The 18,897-nt window shown below is 48.8% G+C and carries 14 protein-coding genes, 15 tRNA genes and 2 rRNA genes (1 of these 31 only partly in view); 30 read left to right on the forward strand and 1 reads right to left on the reverse strand.

The window, feature by feature from the left end; translation table 11 throughout:
* The 28 genes from M1D61_RS04325 to M1D61_RS04460 form a co-directional block, all read left to right on the forward strand.
* Window positions 1–2,604: ribosomal RNA gene (locus M1D61_RS04325) — 23S ribosomal RNA — on the forward strand; it begins 319 nt to the left of the window's first position.
* 71 nt (window positions 2,605–2,675) lie between these two features.
* Window positions 2,676–2,792 (forward strand): 5S ribosomal RNA (gene rrf, locus M1D61_RS04330).
* A gap of 41 nt (window positions 2,793–2,833) precedes the next feature.
* Window positions 2,834–2,909: transfer RNA gene (locus M1D61_RS04335), tRNA-Asn, on the forward strand.
* A 3-nt stretch (window positions 2,910–2,912) separates the two neighbouring features.
* A tRNA-Ser gene (locus M1D61_RS04340) sits at window positions 2,913–3,004 on the forward strand.
* A 21-nt stretch (window positions 3,005–3,025) separates the two neighbouring features.
* Window positions 3,026–3,097, forward strand: a tRNA-Glu gene (locus tag M1D61_RS04345).
* A gap of 94 nt (window positions 3,098–3,191) precedes the next feature.
* A tRNA-Val gene (locus M1D61_RS04350) sits at window positions 3,192–3,267 on the forward strand.
* A gap of 21 nt (window positions 3,268–3,288) precedes the next feature.
* Window positions 3,289–3,362 (forward strand) — tRNA-Met (locus tag M1D61_RS04355).
* A 7-nt stretch (window positions 3,363–3,369) separates the two neighbouring features.
* Window positions 3,370–3,445: transfer RNA gene (locus M1D61_RS04360), tRNA-Asp, on the forward strand.
* Window positions 3,446–3,526: 81 nt separating this feature from the next.
* A tRNA-Phe gene (locus M1D61_RS04365) sits at window positions 3,527–3,602 on the forward strand.
* Window positions 3,603–3,627: 25 nt separating this feature from the next.
* Window positions 3,628–3,703: transfer RNA gene (locus tag M1D61_RS04370), tRNA-Thr, on the forward strand.
* A 4-nt stretch (window positions 3,704–3,707) separates the two neighbouring features.
* A tRNA-Tyr gene (locus M1D61_RS04375) sits at window positions 3,708–3,792 on the forward strand.
* A gap of 5 nt (window positions 3,793–3,797) precedes the next feature.
* Window positions 3,798–3,871 (forward strand) — tRNA-Trp (locus tag M1D61_RS04380).
* A gap of 34 nt (window positions 3,872–3,905) precedes the next feature.
* Window positions 3,906–3,978: transfer RNA gene (locus M1D61_RS04385), tRNA-His, on the forward strand.
* Between the two features lie 17 nt (window positions 3,979–3,995).
* Window positions 3,996–4,070: transfer RNA gene (locus M1D61_RS04390), tRNA-Gln, on the forward strand.
* Between the two features lie 14 nt (window positions 4,071–4,084).
* Window positions 4,085–4,159, forward strand: a tRNA-Gly gene (locus M1D61_RS04395).
* Window positions 4,160–4,173: 14 nt separating this feature from the next.
* Window positions 4,174–4,247: transfer RNA gene (locus M1D61_RS04400), tRNA-Cys, on the forward strand.
* Window positions 4,248–4,261: 14 nt separating this feature from the next.
* Window positions 4,262–4,335 (forward strand) — tRNA-Arg (locus M1D61_RS04405).
* A 517-nt stretch (window positions 4,336–4,852) separates the two neighbouring features.
* Window positions 4,853–5,164, forward strand: a complete 312-nt coding sequence (locus M1D61_RS04410; RefSeq protein WP_458121311.1) for a hypothetical protein — start codon at window positions 4,853–4,855, stop codon at window positions 5,162–5,164.
* A 242-nt stretch (window positions 5,165–5,406) separates the two neighbouring features.
* Entirely contained in the window at window positions 5,407–6,069 is a 663-nt protein-coding gene (locus tag M1D61_RS04415) for a PspA/IM30 family protein (protein ID WP_458121312.1), read from the forward strand.
* Between the two features lie 3 nt (window positions 6,070–6,072).
* Window positions 6,073–6,570, forward strand: a complete 498-nt coding sequence (locus tag M1D61_RS04420; protein WP_458121313.1) for a PspC domain-containing protein — start codon at window positions 6,073–6,075, stop codon at window positions 6,568–6,570.
* A 1-nt stretch (window position 6,571) separates the two neighbouring features.
* Entirely contained in the window at window positions 6,572–7,306 is a 735-nt protein-coding gene (locus tag M1D61_RS04425; RefSeq protein ID WP_046215877.1) for a PspA/IM30 family protein, read from the forward strand.
* A gap of 135 nt (window positions 7,307–7,441) precedes the next feature.
* A complete protein-coding gene (gene liaF, locus M1D61_RS04430; protein ID WP_458121314.1) occupies window positions 7,442–8,110 on the forward strand; it encodes a cell wall-active antibiotics response protein LiaF in 669 nt (222 codons plus the stop codon).
* Between the two features lie 117 nt (window positions 8,111–8,227).
* Window positions 8,228–9,289 (forward strand): sensor histidine kinase, encoded by a 1,062-nt coding sequence (locus M1D61_RS04435; RefSeq protein ID WP_458121315.1) that lies wholly within the window; start codon window positions 8,228–8,230, stop codon window positions 9,287–9,289.
* 4 nt (window positions 9,290–9,293) lie between these two features.
* Window positions 9,294–9,941 (forward strand): response regulator, encoded by a 648-nt coding sequence (locus M1D61_RS04440; protein WP_046215875.1) that lies wholly within the window; start codon window positions 9,294–9,296, stop codon window positions 9,939–9,941.
* Between the two features lie 348 nt (window positions 9,942–10,289).
* Complete coding sequence (gene zwf / locus M1D61_RS04445; RefSeq protein WP_458121316.1) at window positions 10,290–11,849, forward strand: glucose-6-phosphate dehydrogenase; 1,560 nt, start codon at window positions 10,290–10,292, stop codon at window positions 11,847–11,849.
* A gap of 261 nt (window positions 11,850–12,110) precedes the next feature.
* The gene (locus tag M1D61_RS04450; protein ID WP_458121317.1) at window positions 12,111–13,694 is read left to right on the forward strand and encodes a peptide chain release factor 3; all 1,584 of its coding nucleotides are present in this window, start codon (window positions 12,111–12,113) and stop codon (window positions 13,692–13,694) included.
* A gap of 178 nt (window positions 13,695–13,872) precedes the next feature.
* On the forward strand, window positions 13,873–14,535 hold the full coding sequence (locus M1D61_RS04455) for a potassium channel family protein (RefSeq protein ID WP_046215871.1): 663 nt from the start codon (window positions 13,873–13,875) through the stop codon (window positions 14,533–14,535).
* The gene (locus M1D61_RS04460) at window positions 14,535–15,326 is read left to right on the forward strand and encodes a TrmH family RNA methyltransferase (RefSeq protein ID WP_458121318.1); all 792 of its coding nucleotides are present in this window, start codon (window positions 14,535–14,537) and stop codon (window positions 15,324–15,326) included. Before M1D61_RS04455 ends, M1D61_RS04460 begins: the two co-directional genes overlap by 1 nt.
* A 261-nt stretch (window positions 15,327–15,587) precedes the next feature.
* Here the strand turns inward: M1D61_RS04460 and M1D61_RS04465 are convergent, their stop codons facing one another.
* The gene (locus M1D61_RS04465; protein WP_458121319.1) at window positions 15,588–16,814 is read right to left on the reverse strand and encodes a multidrug effflux MFS transporter; all 1,227 of its coding nucleotides are present in this window, start codon (window positions 16,812–16,814) and stop codon (window positions 15,588–15,590) included.
* 180 nt (window positions 16,815–16,994) lie between these two features.
* On the opposite strand from M1D61_RS04465, the gene lipA reads away from it, so the two are divergent.
* Both lipA and M1D61_RS04475 read left to right on the forward strand, forming a co-directional pair.
* Window positions 16,995–17,888 (forward strand): lipoyl synthase, encoded by an 894-nt coding sequence (gene lipA, locus M1D61_RS04470; RefSeq protein WP_082096939.1) that lies wholly within the window; start codon window positions 16,995–16,997, stop codon window positions 17,886–17,888.
* A gap of 21 nt (window positions 17,889–17,909) precedes the next feature.
* Window positions 17,910–18,755: a YutD-like domain-containing protein gene (locus tag M1D61_RS04475; RefSeq protein WP_458121320.1), complete on the forward strand. Its 846-nt coding sequence runs from the start codon at window positions 17,910–17,912 to the stop codon at window positions 18,753–18,755.
* Window positions 18,756–18,897 lie beyond the last annotated feature (142 nt).

Raw genomic sequence — 18,897 nt, forward strand, 5'->3', positions numbered from 1 at the left:
TTACAAAGGAATTGGGTAAGTGAAGAGGTCTGGAAAGGCCCGCCATAGTAGGTGAAAGCCCTGTAGCTGAAAGTCAGTTCTCTCCGAGACGGATCCCGAGTAGTGCGGGGCACGTGAAACCCCGTATGAATCTGCCAGGACCATCTGGTAAGGCTAAATACTCCCTAGCGACCGATAGTGAAGCAGTACCGTGAGGGAAAGGTGAAAAGGACCCCGGAAGGGGAGTGAAATAGAACCTGAAACCGTGTGCTTACAAAAAGTCAGAGCCCGATATAGGGGTGATGGCGTGCCTTTTGTAGAATGAACCGGCGAGTTACGTTCCCGTGCAAGGTTAAGGTGAAAAGCCGGAGCCGCAGCGAAAGCGAGTCTGAATAGGGCGACTTAGTACGTGGACGTAGACCCGAAACCGGGTGATCTACCCCTGTCCAGGATGAAGGTACGGTAACACGTACTGGAGGTCCGAACCCACGCACGTTGAAAAGTGCGGGGATGAGGTGGGGGTAGCGGAGAAATTCCAATCGAACCCGGAGATAGCTGGTTCTCCCCGAAATAGCTTTAGGGCTAGCCTCGGAAGGTGAGTCGCGGAGGTAGAGCACTGATTGGATGCGGGGCCCGCAAGGGTTACCAAGTTCAGTCAAACTCCGAATGCCGCAGACTTTATTCCGGGAGTCAGACAGTGGGTGCTAAGGTCCATTGTCAAAAGGGAAACAGCCCAGACCATCAGCTAAGGTCCCCAAGTGTGTGTTAAGTGGGAAAGGATGTGGAGTTGCTTAGACAACCAGGATGTTGGCTTAGAAGCAGCCACCATTGAAAGAGTGCGTAATAGCTCACTGGTCGAGTGACTCTGCGCCGAAAATGTAACGGGGCTAAACACACCACCGAAGCTATGGCTTGATGCAATGCATCAGGGGTAGGGGAGCGTTGAATTTAGGTTGAAGGTGTACCGTAAGGAGCGCTGGACAGAATTCAAGTGAGAATGCCGGTATGAGTAACGAAAAGATCAGTGAGAATCTGATCCGCCGAAAGCCCAAGGGTTCCTGAGGAAGGCTCGTCCTCTCAGGGTAAGTCGGGACCTAAGGCGAGGCCGAAAGGCGTAGTCGACGGACAACAGGTTGAAATTCCTGTACCACCGAAAGCCGTTATGAGCAATGGGGTGACGCAGGAGGGTAGTGACGCGGACTGATGGATGTCCGTCCAAGCAGTGAGGCTTGTGTGTAGGTAAATCCGCACACTCTAAGGCCAGGCTGTGATGGGGAGCGAAAATTACAGTAGCGAAGGTCATGATCTCACACTGCCAAGAAAAGCCTCTAGCCAGGAAGCAGGTGCCCGTACCGCAAACCGACACAGGTGGGCGAGAAGAGAATTCTAAGGCGCGCGGAAGAACTCTCGTTAAGGAACTCGGCAAAATGACCCCGTAACTTCGGGAGAAGGGGTGCCCCGGTAGTGTGAATAGCACGAGGGGGCCGCAGTGAAAAGGCCCAAGCGACTGTTTAGCAAAAACACAGGTCTGTGCGAAGCCGCAAGGCGAAGTATACGGGCTGACGCCTGCCCGGTGCTGGAAGGTTAAGGGGAGTGGTTAGCGCAAGCGAAGCTATGAACCGAAGCCCCAGTAAACGGCGGCCGTAACTATAACGGTCCTAAGGTAGCGAAATTCCTTGTCAGGTAAATTCTGACCCGCACGAATGGCGTAACGATTTGGGCGCTGTCTCAACGAGAGATCCGGTGAAATTTTAATACCTGTGAAGATGCAGGTTACCCGCGACAAGACGGAAAGACCCCATGGAGCTTTACTGCAGCTTGATATTGAACTGGGGTGCGATTTGTACAGGATAGGTGGGAGCCTACGAAGAGGGAGCGCAAGCTTCCTTGGAGGCGCCGTTGGGATACCACCCTGATCGCATCTGAGTTCTAACCTGGTACCGTAATCCGGTACAGGGACCGTGTCAGGTGGGCAGTTTGACTGGGGCGGTCGCCTCCTAAAATGTAACGGAGGCGCCCTAAGGTTCCCTCAGAATGGTTGGAAATCATTCGAAGAGTGTAAAGGCATAAGGGAGCTTGACTGCGAGACCTACAAGTCGAGCAGGGACGAAAGTCGGGCTTAGTGATCCGGTGGTACCGCATGGAAGGGCCATCGCTCAACGGATAAAAGCTACCCTGGGGATAACAGGCTTATCTCCCCCAAGAGTCCACATCGACGGGGAGGTTTGGCACCTCGATGTCGGCTCATCGCATCCTGGGGCTGAAGTAGGTCCCAAGGGTTGGGCTGTTCGCCCATTAAAGCGGTACGCGAGCTGGGTTCAGAACGTCGTGAGACAGTTCGGTCCCTATCTGTCGTGGGCGTAGGAAATTTGAGAGGAGCTGTCCTTAGTACGAGAGGACCGGGATGGACGCACCGCTGGTGTACCAGTTGTTCCGCCAGGAGCATCGCTGGGTAGCTACGTGCGGAAGGGATAAGCGCTGAAAGCATCTAAGCGTGAAGCCCCCCTCAAGATGAGATTTCCCAATTAGTAAGACCCCTTGAAGACGACGAGGTAGATAGGTTGGGGGTGGAAGTGCAGCAATGCATGGAGCTGACCAATACTAATCGGTCGAGGGCTTATCCAAAAAGCTTCTAAAGCAGCGAGGTTTCGTTTCGGATTCAGTTTTCAGGTGATCAACACCTGCAAGGCAAGACGTTTGGTGATGATGGCGGAGGGGTTCCACACGTACCCATCCCGAACACGACCGTTAAGCCCTCCAGCGCCGATGGTACTTGGACCGCAGGGTCCTGGGAGAGTAGGACGTTGCCAAGCGAAAACAAGCAAGACTTCCGCTCGAAGAGAGCGGGTATTATTCCCTGATAGCTCAGTTGGTAGAGCACTCGACTGTTAATCGAGTTGTCACAGGTTCGAGTCCTGTTCGGGGAGCCATATGGAGAGGTGTCCGAGTTGGCCGAAGGAGCACGATTGGAAATCGTGTAGGCGTCACAAGCGTCTCGAGGGTTCGAATCCCTCTCTCTCCGCCATATTTCTTCTATAAATAGTAAGGCCCGTTGGTCAAGGGGTTAAGACACCTCCCTTTCACGGAGGTAACAGGGGTTCGAATCCCCTACGGGTCATTGTTTTACTTCATATAGAGATGAATTGTACATAATAAGTGAATGTGTTTGACATTAACTTAATAAGCATGTTACAATCACTCTTGTGTCCCATGGAGACTTAGCTCAGCTGGGAGAGCATCTGCCTTACAAGCAGAGGGTCGGGGGTTCGATCCCCTCAGTCTCCACCATAGATACTTTTTGCATGATGACGCGGGGTGGAGCAGTCCGGTAGCTCGTCGGGCTCATAACCCGAAGGTCACAGGTTCAAATCCTGTCCCCGCAATAGTTTTGGAACCGTGGTGTAGGGGTTAACATGCCTGCCTGTCACGCAGGAGATCGCGGGTTCAAATCCCGTCGGTTCCGCCATTTTTAGTATCCACTCACTACTTGTTAATTGTAAAGTGAACTAGAGTAGAAGAGTCGACACGAAGCAATACATTAAGCTACGGCTCGGTAGCTCAGTCGGTAGAGCAGAGGACTGAAAATCCTCGTGTCGGCGGTTCGATTCCGTCCCGAGCCACCATTAATTGAATAACTAATAGTTTTATGCCGGTGTAGCTCAGTTGGTAGAGCAACTGACTTGTAATCAGTAGGTCGGGGGTTCGAATCCTCTCGCCGGCACCACTATGGAGGCTTAGCGAAGTGGCCAAACGCAGCAGACTGTAAATCTGTTCTCTCTGAGTTCGGTGGTTCGAATCCATCAGCCTCCACCAGTTATAGGGGCATAGTTTAAAGGTAGAACAACGGTCTCCAAAACCGTTGGTGTGGGTTCAATTCCTGCTGCCCCTGCCAATTATTTTAATTTTAGTATATATTTTATAGCATGGCGGTCGTGGCGAAGGGGTTAACGCATCGGACTGTGAATCCGACATTCGCGGGTTCAATTCCCGTCGATCGCCCTTTTTATTTTCAATATTGGGGATTAGCCAAGCGGTAAGGCAACGGACTTTGACTCCGTCACGCATAGGTTCGAATCCTATATCCCCAGCCATTTTTTGCAAATGAGCGGACGTGGCTCAGCGGTAGAGCATCGCCTTGCCAAGGCGAGGGTCGCGGGTTCGATTCCCGTCGTCCGCTCCATTTTAATTTCATACGGCGCCATAGCCAAGTGGTAAGGCACAGCTCTGCAAAAGCTTTATCCCCAGTTCGAATCTGGGTGGCGCCTCCAGTATTTTATTTTGAGCGCCCTTAGCTCAGCTGGATAGAGCGTTTGACTACGAATCAAAAGGTCAGGAGTTCGAATCTCTTAGGGCGCGTTTTTCATCAGGAAGTGAAAAGCCTGGTATAACTGCTATTATAGCAGTTATACCAGGCTTTTTCGTTATATCTTTTTCTAGTAGCGTATAATTATTCTGTGAAGTGTGAAGTGTGAAGTGTGAAGTGTGAAGTGTGAAGTGTGAAGTGTGAAGTGTGAAGTGTGAAGTGTGAAGTGTGAAGTAAAGAGTAGAGAGTACAAAGTATAGAGTGTGGGATATGAATTATGAAGCATGAGTATTTGAAGTGGAAGAATAGGTGGATTATAAGCGGAAAGCTCTATATAAGGCGTCGGTCCAGAGTTAGCCCCGCCTTAGGTCTAGGATAAAATACCATCCTCAGTCCATTTCAGACAGCAGTTTATTCTATTAGAATGTAACTATAAGGCAAAGCGAGTCAGCCTGACAGTAACCGGTAGCAATTAACTGGTGAACTGCCCAATTAATTATGGATGATAGTAAATAGTAGTTGGCGGAAGTACTCAAGCTTTTCAAACTCAAAGAGAAGGAGGTGAATGGAATGAATATCAATCGTAAAAGTATCGCAGCGGTAGCATTAATCGCAGTAGGTATTCTGATGGTATTCGGCAAGTTCTTCCCTGTAGTACATAGTCTGATGGGGGAACTGATTGGGCTGCTGATTCCGGTAGCAATGCTGATCCTCGGTTACTATGCTCTTCAAAGTGGAAGAAAAGTATTGGGAATTGTACTGAGCATCATCGGAGCTTGTATCCTTTTTTCAAAATTGTCCTTTCTTATCGGTCCCGTCCTTGGAATAGCATTGGTGGTCTGGGGTATTACTCTTCTAAAAAATCGCCGTCAAACGTTTTAATTAGCAGCTTAGTCGTGTCCTACCTAGAGCGAATGGGTAAGTTGCTAATAAAGCTTAAAACACTTTACGATAAATAAATATATACTGTTGTATTCATCTTATAATGATAGACATCTTATGAGTACAAAGTGGAATATGTTGGCGAGGATGAAAGTTGTGGAACTGAAAGTCTGGAACTAAAGCTGGTCAACAACTGCAGTGTACCGCTTGATTGAGCACGTAAAGGAGGGAGCACTAATATCATGAATATGTTTAAACGTATACGGGATATTACCGTAGCCACTTTGAATGAAAAGCTGGAACAAAGCCAGGACCCGGTAAGATTAATTGATCAGTTTCTGCTGGATACACGTCAGGAAATCAACGAGGCAGAGAAACTGTACAACAATATAGCGCAGCATACACGCCAGCTGCACCAGCATGTGGAGAAAGCATCTTCCATGCGCAAAAAGCGTGAAGAGCAGGCTATGCTGGCTCTAAAGGCAGAGGAAGAAGATTTGGCCCGGATGGCTCTGCAGGAAAAAGTAATGTACGAAGAAAAGGAAAACCAATATAACGATCTGCTGCAGAAAAACAAAGAAGCGCTGAGCGAGATTGAATACCAGCTGAATACGCTTAAGTCTGAATATCAGGCAGTCTACAGCAAGCGGGAGTACTATTATGCACGAATGGAGACTCTACGTCTTCAGCAGCAGATGAATCGCCGCTTTGGTGGTACGATGCAGAACAATCCACCTTCCTTTGGACGTTTGGAAGACCGCATCTCTGATTGGGAGATGGAAGCAAAAGCGATGAGAGATGTACGTCAGATGGATCATTATCCATCCGGCACCAGCAGTACGGCTCTTGATGAAGAGCTGGAACGTCTGAGACGCAAGCTGGATGATGAACGGAAGGAGGGATAATCGATGCGCCCAAAGTTATACCGCTCGGCACATGACCGGATTCTTACCGGTTTAACCGGAGGACTGGCAGAATATTTTCAGATTAACCCTACCCTGCTCAGAGTATTATTTATTCTCAGCATTCCGTTTACCGGGGGATCTACGATCCTGATTTATCTGGTCGCTATATTCATCGTACCGAAAGAACCACCAGCTTATCGCCCATTTGAATATGGTCCCTATGATCAGCAGCCTGAAGATCGTTATGGTCCGCGTCACACATATGGCGGGTACTGGGGAACTTCCCAGAATGCCTATGAGCCCAATATGTATGATGCTCCACATAAAAGCAATTCGCGTGACTTTGGCAAAAATCGCCCACCATATGAACAGCCGGATCCGGTTGGCCGTAAGAAGGCTGATCTGGACTCCATGATGGAAGATATCGAGAAAAAAGCACTTCGTAAAGAAGTTGAAGAATTACGTAAAAAAATTGCTCAAATCGAGAAGGGAGAACGTTAACATGGGAGTATTTAAAAGATTGAAAGATATGACAAAGGCATCGGTGAATGAATTACTGGACAAGGTGGAAGATCCAATTGTGATGCTTAACCAGTATCTGCGTGATATGGAGGCTGAAATTCATCAGGCAGAGGTTACTGTTGCCAAGCAAATGGCTAACGAGCGTCGTATGAAGCAGCGTGTGGAAGAAGCAGGCCGTATGGCTGTACAGCGTGAAAGCCAGGCTACCGCAGCTCTGAAAAACGGTCAGGAAGAAGTGGCTCGCAAGCTGCTGGAAGAGAAAATTTACTTCGATCAGAAATATACCGAATATGGCGATATGCATGCACAGGCTAAAACCCAGGTGAGCGATCTGATGCAGCAGCTGCATGAAATGAAAGACGAGTTCTACAAAATGCGCAACAAGCGCAATGAGCTGGTATCCCGTGCTCAAATGGCCAAAGCCAAAAAACAAATGTCTCAAATGAGCTCTGTAAATTCGATCGATAAAGGCGGCGCATCCCTCGGATTCAGCCGTATGGAAGAGAAAATTATGCAGTTGGAAGCAGAAGCGGATGTTATGCGTGTACCTTACAGCTCCGGCTATAACACTCCATATATCAGTGCCGAACAAGCAGAGAAACAAATGAAAGTGGATGAGCAGCTGAACCTGCTGAAAAACAAGCTGTCCGGTTCTTCCGCTCCGAAAACAATTGAATCCAGTGCAAGCCCGGCAGATGAGTCATCTCGGCACTAATTGCTAAACGCCCAGAGATACAGTTAGTCGGCAAGCGAATAATATGATATGCTAGGAAAGGCTAAGCCATACAGCGTGTGTCTCATGCATGCCGTATGGCTTTTCCACTACTATTAGCGGTAAAGGAGGTGCGACATGAGTAGAAAAAGAGAAGCTTTTGCTGTGATGCTGATCGGAGTCGGAATGCTTGTCTTGCTGGGACCATATATTGGATTTTTTACGATTGTCGCTCTTCTTTTGCTGCTAATTGGCGTAACCGGACTTCGTCACGGAAATATGCGCAGAGGCTATATTTGTCTCGGGACGGGAGCAGGATTACTTCTGCTGGATCATCTGGCGTTGGTGCTTGGCATTGGCCTGATCTCGCTCGGTATCTTTTATGTACGTGCCAATAAAGCTCATCGGGGACAAAAGCATCATTCCCAGCAGAATTTTATTAAAACGCTTCAGCATAACCGTGATCCATGGATGATGCGCAGTACCAGCTCCTGGCATGCGATCGGTGATATTGATTGTGACCTGTCTCTCGCGTTGGCAGAAGAAGCGGATACCGTACTGTATTTTCATGGACTGATTGGTGATCTTGATTTTACAATTCCAGAGGAGTATGGTGTGGAGATTGAAGCTCATTTGTTATTTGGACAGATTGATTTTAATCCCGATTATCACGCCGGAATTGAACGCCGTCAGGGTGTGCTCAACCGTGTACAATGGAAATCGGCCAATTATATGAATAGTACACAGCGAGTGAAGCTGGTCATTTTCTATGTGGCTGGAGATTTAAATATTCGCTTGTCTGCGTAAACCCATTTAAAATAGTAGGTGTAGGTGTAGGTGTAGGTGTAGGTGTAGGTGTAGGTGTAGGTGTAGGTGTAGGTGTAGGTGTAGGTGTAGGTCATGATCGAAGTGGGGGACCGGCGTATGAGAAATAAGAAGTCTGCGGATATTATTATCCGCAGTATGAGTGAGGGAGTGCTGCTGGCAGTCCTTTTATTAATCGTTGTCGTGTATGTACTCTATACGTCGGAGCATCTGATGATCGATTATACATGGGAAGCTGTTTTACGCACCGGTATAGCACTTTTGATTCCTGTACTTACTGTGGGGATTCTGTACGGATTATACCAGGCACTGCGTCTGAAAATGCGTCTGGGCAAGCTGCGGGATACGCTGCTAATGTGGGAAAAGGGCAGTTGGTCACAATCCGCTCCTGAATGGGGAAGTGACGAATGGGCACGCCTTGGTGAACAGATGGACCGGATCGGCAAAAAGTGGGGCGATCAGATCTCAAGTCTTCAGCGTCTATCCACCAATAATGCACAGCTGGCGGAACAGGCCAGAATATCTGCTATTATTGAAGAAAGGCAGCGTCTGGCGCGTGAACTGCATGATGCGGTATCCCAACAGCTTTTCGCAATATCCATGACTGCGACAGCGGTAGGACGTACTTTTGACAAAGATCTGCAGCGGGCCAAACGTCAGGTGGAATTGATTGAGGAAATGTCTTCTGTTGCGCAATCGGAAATGAGAGCGCTGCTGTTGCACCTGCGTCCGGTTTATCTGGAAGGCAAACGGTTATATGAAGGCATACAGGAACTCGTACAGGAGCTGCAGGCCAAGATTCCGATGGAAATTGCTTTGGAGATGGATGAGGATGTACGCTTGCTGAAAGGGGTCGAGAATCATCTGTTCCGTATTGTCCAGGAAGCACTATCAAACACCCTTCGTCATGCCAAAGCCAGCCGGATGGAGATCCGGATTGTCCAAAAAACGGATTCGGTACGGGTTACCCTCCGGGATGATGGCATTGGCTTTGAGCTCGATGACACCAAACAGACTTCCTATGGACTGTCTACCATGAGGGAACGGATTAATGAAATTGGCGGAACGATTCAGTATATTACCGCTCCTGGCAAAGGAACACGAATTGAGATTGTCGTCCCGATCGTGACTTTGAATACAGAAGAAAGCAGGTGGACATAATAAGATGGATAACAGTGAACTGATCAAGGTGCTGCTTGTGGACGATCATGAAATGGTACGAATCGGACTGGCTGCGGTACTGGATACGGAAGACGGTATTGAAGTCGTCGGGGAAGCAAGTAACGGTGCGGATGGTATCCGGCTCGCGCAGGAATACAACCCGGATGTCGTACTGATGGATCTGGTGATGGACGGAATGGACGGCATTGAAGCGACGCGTCGGGTACTGGAGATTCACCCGCAGTGCAAAGTCATCGTACTGACCAGTTATCTGGATGATGAGAAAATGTATCCCGTTATTGAAGCGGGGGCTTTTAGCTATTTGCTGAAAACGTCACGGGCGAGCGAGATTGCCGATGCGATCCGGGCAGCAGCCAGAGGACAGTCCGTACTGGAATCCCAGGTAGCTTCCAAAATGATGAGCCGTTTCCGTGAACCGGTTGAACGTGCGCTTCATGAGCAGTTAACCGAGCGGGAGATGGATGTACTGCGTCTGCTCGCTCAGGGTAAATCCAATCAGGATATTGCGGATGAGCTGATTATTGGGATTAAAACGGTCAAATTCCACGTAACCAATCTGCTGGCCAAGCTGGGGGTAGAAGATCGTACCCAGGCGGCTATTTATGCTTATAAAAATGGATTGGCTGAGTGAAACTGCTATATTCATATGTTGATAAATTTATAAACAGACTCGTTTATCAGTTTTGTTTTTAACGATTATAAGTACTTTTTATGAGTGGTTAGATAGTGCCAATCCGGGTAATTATGGTAAAATACGTTTGCCTGAGTGCAGATGTGCGGGAGATTTTTCCTTTATAAAGCGGTTCAGGCAAGAACAGTCGATCTGTAATTTTCCGGTTAAAAAGGGTCCTTTGGGCTTTGCCGGTAATATCAGGTATACTGTGCGTATGAAGCATCATGAGCATCATTCTACACAAGTGATTTTTGTCCAGCATCTGTTTGCGTTAAAACAAAAATTTACATAGGAAGTGGAGGAGCCATGACAGAGAACCCAATTGTTGACGTTGAGACATTACAGGCACCGAGTGCAGTATTTTTTATTTTCGGAGCCACTGGCGATCTGGCCAGTCGTAAATTATTTCCTGCCATCTACAGCTTGTATCGTGAAGGAAAGCTGGCAGAAGATTTTGCGGTTATCGGTGTAGCTCGCCGCCCGCGTACGAATGAAGAATTCCGTAATAATGTGCATGATTCGATTGATGAGTTCTGCCGCTATAAAGTCCAGCCTGGTGAGGATTGGAACAAATTTGCGGAACATTTTGAATATAAATCCCTGGATATTAATAATGTCGCCGGTTTCCGTGAACTGCGGGAGCAGACCGAAGTGCTGGAGCAGAAGTTTAGCATCCCGGGTAACCGCCTGTTCTTCCTGGCGTTGGCACCGGAGCTGTTCGGCAGCGTATCACTGAATCTGCGTGAAGGCGGTATGATGGATGGACAGGGCTGGAATCGTCTGGTTATTGAGAAGCCGTTTGGCTATGATCTGGAATCGGCGCGCAAGCTCAATACCGAGTTGGCGCAGGTATTTGCAGAAGATGAGATTTTCCGGATTGATCATTACCTGGGCAAGGAAATGGTTCAGAACATTGAAGTGATCCGATTTGGTAATGCCTTCTTTGAGCCGCTCTGGAATAATCAGCATATTGCGAATGTACAGATTACGCTCAGTGAAACCGTAGGTGTCGAAGAGCGTGGAGGCTATTATGATCATTCCGGAGCGCTGCGGGATATGGGACAGAACCATATGCTGCAGATGCTGGCGATGATCGCCATGGAACCGCCAAGCCGTCTGCTGCCGGAAGATATCCATGATGAGAAAGTAAAAGTACTGCGCTCGCTGCGACCTTATCTAACGGCAGAAGAAGTAGACAAGAATGTTGTCCGTGCCCAGTACACTGCTGGTTCCGCCAAAGGCAAGGAATTGCCGGGCTACCGTGAAGAAGATAAGGTAGATCCCGAATCAAATACAGAAACGTATTTCTCGGCGAAAGTATTGGTAGATAATTTCCGCTGGGCGGGTGTGCCTTTCTATATCCGAACAGGTAAGCGCCTGCCGGTAAAAACCACGGAAATCATCGTGGAGTTTAAGCGTACGCCAACCAATGTATATCTGGGTCAGCGGCATAACCTCGAACCCAATCTGCTCGTCATCCGGGTTAATCCAATGGAAGGCATTTACATTAAGATTAATGCCAAAAAGCCGGGTTCCGATTCGGAAATTCAGCCGCTGGCGATGGAATTTTGTCAAAGCTGCATGATCGGTATCAACTCACCGGAAGCATACGAGCGTCTGCTGGAAGATGCGGCACAGGGCGATTCCACCTATTTTACCCGCTGGGATGAAGTGGCAGCAGCCTGGAGTTTTATTGATCATATTGATCGGGCCTGGAAGCAGCATCCATCGGATGTGAAAACCTATCCAGCCGGTTCCTGGGGACCGGAAGAGACACATCAGCTGCTCCAGCGGGATGGGTTTCACTGGTGGCCCGTTAATGGACAGGATGAGGATGACGTAATCTGGCAGGCGAACAGCCGCTAAAGTTACGCAAGCGAGTGGAATGAAACGGTTCTGTATGGTCAGCGAAATGGAGCAGTCAGATTACATCCATTCATCGAGTAGGCTGCTTTAAACCTTTCCTGATTGCAGGATACGTATAGACACTCCAGTCTGGATGGAATACAATAAAAGAAGCGTCTTTTATCGAATAAACACTCTTATGTTGGTATGACATAAGAGTGTTTTTGCTGTGGATATGCTACAATAAGTACAGTCTATTCAAGTGATGAAGGGAAAATGATAATGAGTAAAATGATAGATAAAGAACTACAGCAGGAAGTCGACAAACGCAGAACGTTTGCGATTATCTCTCACCCGGATGCGGGTAAAACGACTTTGACGGAGAAGCTGCTGCTGTTTGGTGGCGCCATTCGTCTGGCGGGAACAGTCAAAGCGCGTAAAGCAAGCAAACACGCGACAAGTGACTGGATGGAAATTGAAAAGCAGCGGGGTATCTCGGTTACTTCTTCCGTTATGCAATTTGATTATAATGGTCACCGGATCAACATTCTGGATACACCGGGTCACCAGGATTTCAGTGAAGACACCTACCGTACATTAACTGCAGCAGATGCGGCAGTCATGCTGATTGACGTAGCCAAAGGGGTCGAGGCACAGACGATTAAATTGTTCCAAGTTTGTGCACAGCGTGGGATTCCTATTTTCACATTTATTAATAAACTCGACCGTGAAGGACGCAGTCCATTCGATCTGATGGAAGAGCTGGAGCAGGTACTGGGTATTCGCTCGGTACCGATGAACTGGCCGATTGGCATGGGACGTGAGTTGTGTGGCGTCTATGACCGTATGAAAAATCAGGTCGAACTGTTCCAGGGCGATGACCATTCTACAATCGAAGTGAAAAAGGTGGAAGATTACCGTGATCCAATCATCAAGGAGATGGCTGGTGATTTCCTGTATGATCAGCTGGGTCAGGATATCGAACTTCTCGATGTGGCAGGCGATCCTTTTGATTATGAAAAAGTACTCAAGGGTGAACTGACTCCGATCTTCTTCGGCAGTGCGATCAATAACTTTGGACTGCAGACTTTCCTGGAGAACTTCCTGGAACTGGCACCGAAGCCGGAACCGCGCCGCAGTACAGCAGGGCTGATTGAACCGACCAATGAGAAATTCAGCGGTTATGTATTCAAGATTCAGGCGAATATGAACCCGGCTCACCGTGACCGGATTGCATTCCTGCGTGTCGTATCCGGCAAGTTTGAACGCGGCATGAGCGTCAAGCATGTACGTGTCGGCAAAGATATCAAACTGGCTCAGCCGCAGCAATTCCTCGCACAGGACCGTGATATCGTACAGACAGCTTATCCGGGCGATATCGTCGGTCTGTTCGATCCAGGTATTTTCCGTATCGGGGATTCTCTGAGTGAAGGCAGCAGCATTGTTTTTGACGAGCTGCCTACTTTCTCTCCGGAGATCTTTGCCAAAGTGACTGCCAAGAATGCTCTGAAATATAAGCAGTATCAAAAAGGAATCGATCAGCTGACCGAAGAAGGTACCATCCAGGTATTTAACACCGTCAGCTTTGATGATACGATTCTGGGCGTGGTCGGACAGCTGCAGTTTGAGGTATTCGAATACCGGATGAAAAATGAGTATGGCGTGGATGTACAGCTGCAGCGGATGCCATTCCAGTTTGCACGCTGGATCGTCGCCGACAATCTGGATCCATCCAAGTTCCGGATCAACTCGACACTGGTTAAGGATAAAAAAGGAAATCATGTTGTACTGTTCGAAAATGAATATGCCATGCGTACAGCCGTAGAGAAAAATCCGGATGCGCAGTTCCTGCAGACCGCTCCATAAGAAGCCAATCATGTATTAATATAAGTTGAATATGCAGATTGTTGAATACAGAAGATATTCCTATTCAGCAATCTGCATTTGTTTATGGCATCTGTTACAATTTAAACGAATAATAGTCAGCGAATGTAAATAACTGTAGTGGATATTGGTATTTTAATGAATGTGCTGGAGGTAGATTATGGCTAGAAGGCAGTATGCGGTTATTGGAATCGGCCGTTTTGGTTCCAGTATTGCAAAGACACTGAGTGAAATGGGATTTGACGTATTGGCGATCGATTCAGATGAACATCGCGTACAGGAAGTGTCCCATATTGCAACACAGGCGGTAGTCGCGGATTCGACGGATGAGGAAGCGCTGCGGGCGCTCGGTCTGCGTAATTTTGACGTGGTTGTGGTAGCGATTGGTGAAGATATTCAGGCGAGCATTCTGACGACACTCATTTTGAAAGAAATGGAGATTCCGATGATTCTGGTCAAAGCGCAGAATGAGCTGCACGGCAAAGTGGTACAGCGGATCGGAGCAGACAAGGTCATTTTCCCGGAGCGGGATATGGGGGTTCGCGTAGCTCATCATCTGACCTCACCGAATGTGCTGGATTATATTGAGTTGTCCGACGATTACAGTATTGTCGAAATGAGAGCGACCGACTCCATGGTTGGTCATAACCTGATCGAGCTGAACATCCGAGCCCGCTACAGTTGCAACGTAATGGCGATCAAACGTAATAGTCATATGAATATCGCGCCGGCGCCGGAAGAGCGGCTCAAAGCCGAGGATATACTGGTCATTGTCGGCCAGAAGCACGATCTGATCAAAATGGAAATGGATCTGGAAAACTAATGGAAATTCTATCGACGCAAAATGCACGTGTAAAAGAGTGGGCCCAACTGCTGGAGAAAAAGCACCGGGACAAGCAGGAAAAGTTCATTATCGAAGGCATCCATCTGGTCAGCGAAGCACTGCGCAGCGACTGGGATATTCAGTATATCGTCTATGATACGGAGAAAGGGATACCGGCAGAACTGCAGGCGGATATCGCTTCGTATTCAGGCGGGGCTCAGTATGTAGCCGTCTCAGAGGCGGTGCTGGCCAAATGTACAGATACCCGGACACCGCAGCCGGTATTTGCAATTGTATACAAGCGTAATGCGCTGCTGCAATCGATTCTGACAGTGCCGAAAGGAATCGTAATCGTACTGGATGGTGTGCAGGACCCAGGTAATGTCGGCACGATTATCCGCAGTGCGGATGCTTCGGGAGCGGCTGGTGTAATACTTGGACAAGGCTGTGCCGATCTGTACAATCCCAAAACGATTCGTTCCACGATGGGTTCCCTGTTCCATCTGCCGGTGTTGGAAGGCAATCTGCAGGACATCCTGACTGCTGCCAAAGAGCAGGGCGCTGTGCTGCTAAGCACGTCGCTGCAGGCGGAGAAGTCATGCTATACGTATAATTTTGGCAGTGGCGCCTGGATTGTAATCGGCAATGAAGGGAAAGGGATCTCCGAGTCTACAGCAGCCATGGTGGACGAGCATATCCTGATCCCGATGCAGGGACAGGCCGAATCACTGAACGCGGCGATGGCCTCGACGATTTTGCTGTTTGAGGCGATGCGTCAGCGGAGACTGTAGAATAACCACTGTGCTAATATTTGAAAATAGAAAACACCGCAGAAACAGAGGAGCGTTCTTCTGTCTCTACGGTGTTTTTAATTTACCCGTTATTCATATCCAGCCGCATCCAGCAGCTATGGAAGCAGTGTTATATTCAATTCGGATCAACATGCTGGTGCTATCCTGTTTTATTCACTGCTTGCATCAGCATGCATTGCCTACTGTGTGCTTACGGCTGGTACCAGCGTTGCCGATTGCTTGCTTATGCCAGCAGACAGCTTACTGCTGTTGACGTCGAACCAGTACGACAAAGCTCAGTACAGCCAGCACTTCCGCGCCAAAGATCACCAGGCTCATGGGTACCGCGGTTAATCCGCTGCCGAGGCCGACAAGAGGTGAAGCCGCGCCGCCGAGCAGCAGTGGCAGCAGTCCCAGCAGCGCAGATGCACTGCCTGCCGAACTGCCCTGGCTCTGCATCGCCAGCGAGGTGGAAGTGGCCCCTACCGAACCTACACATGATACGACCAGGAACAGCATCACAGCAATCGGAATCAACCCGCCCCCTGCAAAAGCAATAACAAGCAGCAGCAGCGAAGCGATAAAGGCAATCACAAGACTGATCCGCAGCAACCGGTATTCGCCGTATTTGCCGGACAGGCGGCCCGCAAGCTGGGCAAAGATAACGATACCCACCCCATTAATGGCAAAAAACAGACTGAATCCCTGTGCGGAAACGCCGAAAATATCCTGCACAACAAAAGGCGATCCGGCGATATAGGCAAACATGGCAGCGGTTATAAAAGCCTGCGAGAGGGCAAAGCCGATAAAAGCGCGATCCCGAATCAGCCGACCGAATGTACGCAGTGTATTACCCAATCCGCCGCTGACTTTACGCGCTGGAGAGAGCGTCTCCGGCAGTCCAAACAGAACCATAACGAACATAATCGCGCCAATCGCAGCAAGTACGATAAACACACCCTGCCACGGTACAAATTTGAGCAGCAGTCCGCCAATAATAGGCGCTGCAATTGGTGCGACTCCATTTATGAGCATCAGCAGCGAAAAGAAACGGGTCAGTTCATGACCGGAGTACAGATCACGCACAACCGCACGCGAAATGACGATGCCTGCGGCTCCTGTCACTCCCTGGATAAAGCGGAGCAGGATCAGCATCCATATATTGCCTGTCAATGCACAAAGCAGCGAAGACACAGCGTAGAGCACTAATGAAATAATCAGCGGTGTACGGCGTCCTTTGACATCGCTGAGCGGACCTACAATAAGCTGTCCGAAGGCCAGACCGAGCAGACAGGCTGTCAGGCTCAACTGTGCCAGCGAGGCATTGGTCTGCAGATGCTCGGCAAGTGTAGGCAGCGCAGGCAGATACATATCAATCGATAAAGGAGCAAAAGCCGATAGGGAGCCCAGAATCAGGGCAATCCAGAGCCGCCGGGATTTGGTCAGGCCCGCGGCAGTCAGAGGGCTGGGTGAAGCAGATTTGTTCATATACAGGAATCGTCCTTTCCAAAAAAACATTTCGTTGTCTATGCAACAACATACAGTGTATACGATCATGGGGAATGAAGAAAGCAAAGATTTCAGCCTCATGCATTTCGTGTTATAATGTATCCCAATGATCAATAAATCCTGAAAAACAATACAACCGAGGAAGGTAGGTCAAACATCTTGTCTACAAAAGCTAAGCAACCGAAGCCCGAATGGATCAAAATCAAGATGACCAACAACGAAAACTATCAGGAAATCAAGAGCATGATGCGCTCCAAAACATTGCATACGGTGTGTGAAGAAGCGCGCTGTCCGAACATATACGAATGTTGGGCCAATCGTACTGCAACGTTTATGATACTGGGAGATATTTGTACGCGTGCTTGCCGTTTTTGCGCTGTCAATACGGGAATGCCAACGGAGCTTGATTTGCAAGAGCCAGAACGGGTAGCGGAAGCCGCTGAGAAGATGGGCCTGAATCATTGTGTTATTACGAGTGTGGCCCGCGATGATCTGAAAGATGGAGGCGCAACCATTTTCGCGGAGACCATCCGTGCGATGCGCAAGCGTCTTCCACTCTGTAGTGTGGAAGTACTGATTCCTGATTTTATGGGGGATATTGATTCCCTCAAAATCGTTATGGATGCCAAGCCGGATATTCTTAATCATAATATTGAGACCGTGGAACGGATGTCTGACCGTGTCAGAGCAAGAGCCAAGTATCCGCGGTCCATGGAACTGCTGCGCAATTCCAAACAACTTCAACCAGACATCCCGACTAAATCCAGTATCATGCTGGGTGTAGGTGAAGAGTGGGATGAGATTTTACAAGCAATGGATGATCTTCGTGCGGTGGATTGCGATATTCTGACACTGGGTCAGTATTTGCAGCCAAGTCCCAAACATCTGAACGTGGCTCGATACTATACTCCCGAAGAATTCGCAATCCTCAAAGAAGAAGGACTCAAACGCGGATTCAGTCATGTAGAATCCGGTCCGCTGGTCCGCAGTTCTTATCATGCGCATGAACAGGTGAAATCCGCATCCAAGTCGAAGGAAGCTTCGACCGTTTAATTGCTGAAAGGCGGGGAAAACTTGATTCAGATTGGTGGCAAAACTTACGAGCTTATCAAAGAAAACCGGGACGGATGGAATGTGGAAGTATTCCGTGACCGCTATAGTGAAGTGCTGGACCGCTACGATTATATTCTGGGCGACTGGGGATACAACCAGCTGCGTCTCAAAGGATTTTACCGTGATGGTCATCCTAAAGCGGGTAAAGATACATCGCTATCCAGTATGACCGAATATATTAATGAATACTGCAATTTTGGCTGTGCCTATTTTGTACTTCAAAAGGTAAAAGATACCGGAAATCCGCCTAAATCTGCTGCCGAAGGAGAAAAAGCCGAGAAGCCGGATAAGCCATCCAGAGGACATGGCTCGCGCAAGGACCGGCAGGATAAGCACAACAAAACCGATAAAACCGCATCAGCGGACAGCGGTTCCCGATCCAGAGGCAATGGAGGGTCCAAGTCTGCAGGAGAGACTAAAGTCGCTTCACAGCAGCCTGCAGCCGGATCCAAACCGTCTGCACAGCCGGCAGGGGAAGCCAAAGTCTCACGGCCGCAGGTACCAGCCGAGGTTAAACCGGCGGCAGTGCAGCCGATGGTAGTGGAGAGCAAAGTCTCACCGCTGCAGTCATCAGCTGAGATCCAACCGGCATCGCAACCAGTAGTGGAAACTAAAGTGTCGCAGCCGTTAACAGAGGCTAAGCAGACAGCAGAACAGCCAGCGGTGGAAACCAAAAACGCATCTTTGCAGTCTGCAGTTGGAACAACACCAAGGCCTGCAGCGGAGAATCAAATGACATCGCCGCTGCCCAAAGAACCAAATCGTACTGCTGAGAATCATGAGGAAGCTTCACAGCGACCGGAATAACTCATCTGCTTGGAAGAATGCATGGCTCCATGGATGTCCCTTGTATTACGACTTTTTCTGTGCTATACAGAGTGCTGTTGGTATCTTGCATATGAACGCAATAAGATGGATAGAATACGCAAAAAAGCTGACTTCTTTTACG

This window comes from Paenibacillus sp. Z6-24, from assembly GCF_054161335.1.

Excerpts from the sequence above, each read along its gene's own strand:
- zwf (WP_458121316.1), top strand. The coding sequence starts at position 10,290 with ATGACAGAGAACCCAATTGTTGACGTTGAGACATTACAGGCACCGAGT.
- M1D61_RS04420 (WP_458121313.1), top strand. The coding sequence starts at position 6,073 with ATGCGCCCAAAGTTATACCGCTCGGCACATGACCGGATTCTTACCGGT.
- M1D61_RS04440 (WP_046215875.1), top strand. The coding sequence starts at position 9,294 with ATGGATAACAGTGAACTGATCAAGGTGCTGCTTGTGGACGATCATGAA.
- M1D61_RS04425 (WP_046215877.1), top strand. The coding sequence starts at position 6,572 with ATGGGAGTATTTAAAAGATTGAAAGATATGACAAAGGCATCGGTGAAT.
- M1D61_RS04415 (WP_458121312.1), top strand. The coding sequence starts at position 5,407 with ATGAATATGTTTAAACGTATACGGGATATTACCGTAGCCACTTTGAAT.
- liaF (WP_458121314.1), top strand. The coding sequence starts at position 7,442 with ATGAGTAGAAAAAGAGAAGCTTTTGCTGTGATGCTGATCGGAGTCGGA.
- M1D61_RS04460 (WP_458121318.1), top strand. The coding sequence starts at position 14,535 with ATGGAAATTCTATCGACGCAAAATGCACGTGTAAAAGAGTGGGCCCAA.
- M1D61_RS04465 (WP_458121319.1), bottom strand. The coding sequence starts at position 16,814 with ATGAACAAATCTGCTTCACCCAGCCCTCTGACTGCCGCGGGCCTGACC.
- M1D61_RS04410 (WP_458121311.1), top strand. The coding sequence starts at position 4,853 with ATGAATATCAATCGTAAAAGTATCGCAGCGGTAGCATTAATCGCAGTA.
- M1D61_RS04455 (WP_046215871.1), top strand. The coding sequence starts at position 13,873 with ATGGCTAGAAGGCAGTATGCGGTTATTGGAATCGGCCGTTTTGGTTCC.
- M1D61_RS04450 (WP_458121317.1), top strand. The coding sequence starts at position 12,111 with ATGAGTAAAATGATAGATAAAGAACTACAGCAGGAAGTCGACAAACGC.
- M1D61_RS04435 (WP_458121315.1), top strand. The coding sequence starts at position 8,228 with ATGAGAAATAAGAAGTCTGCGGATATTATTATCCGCAGTATGAGTGAG.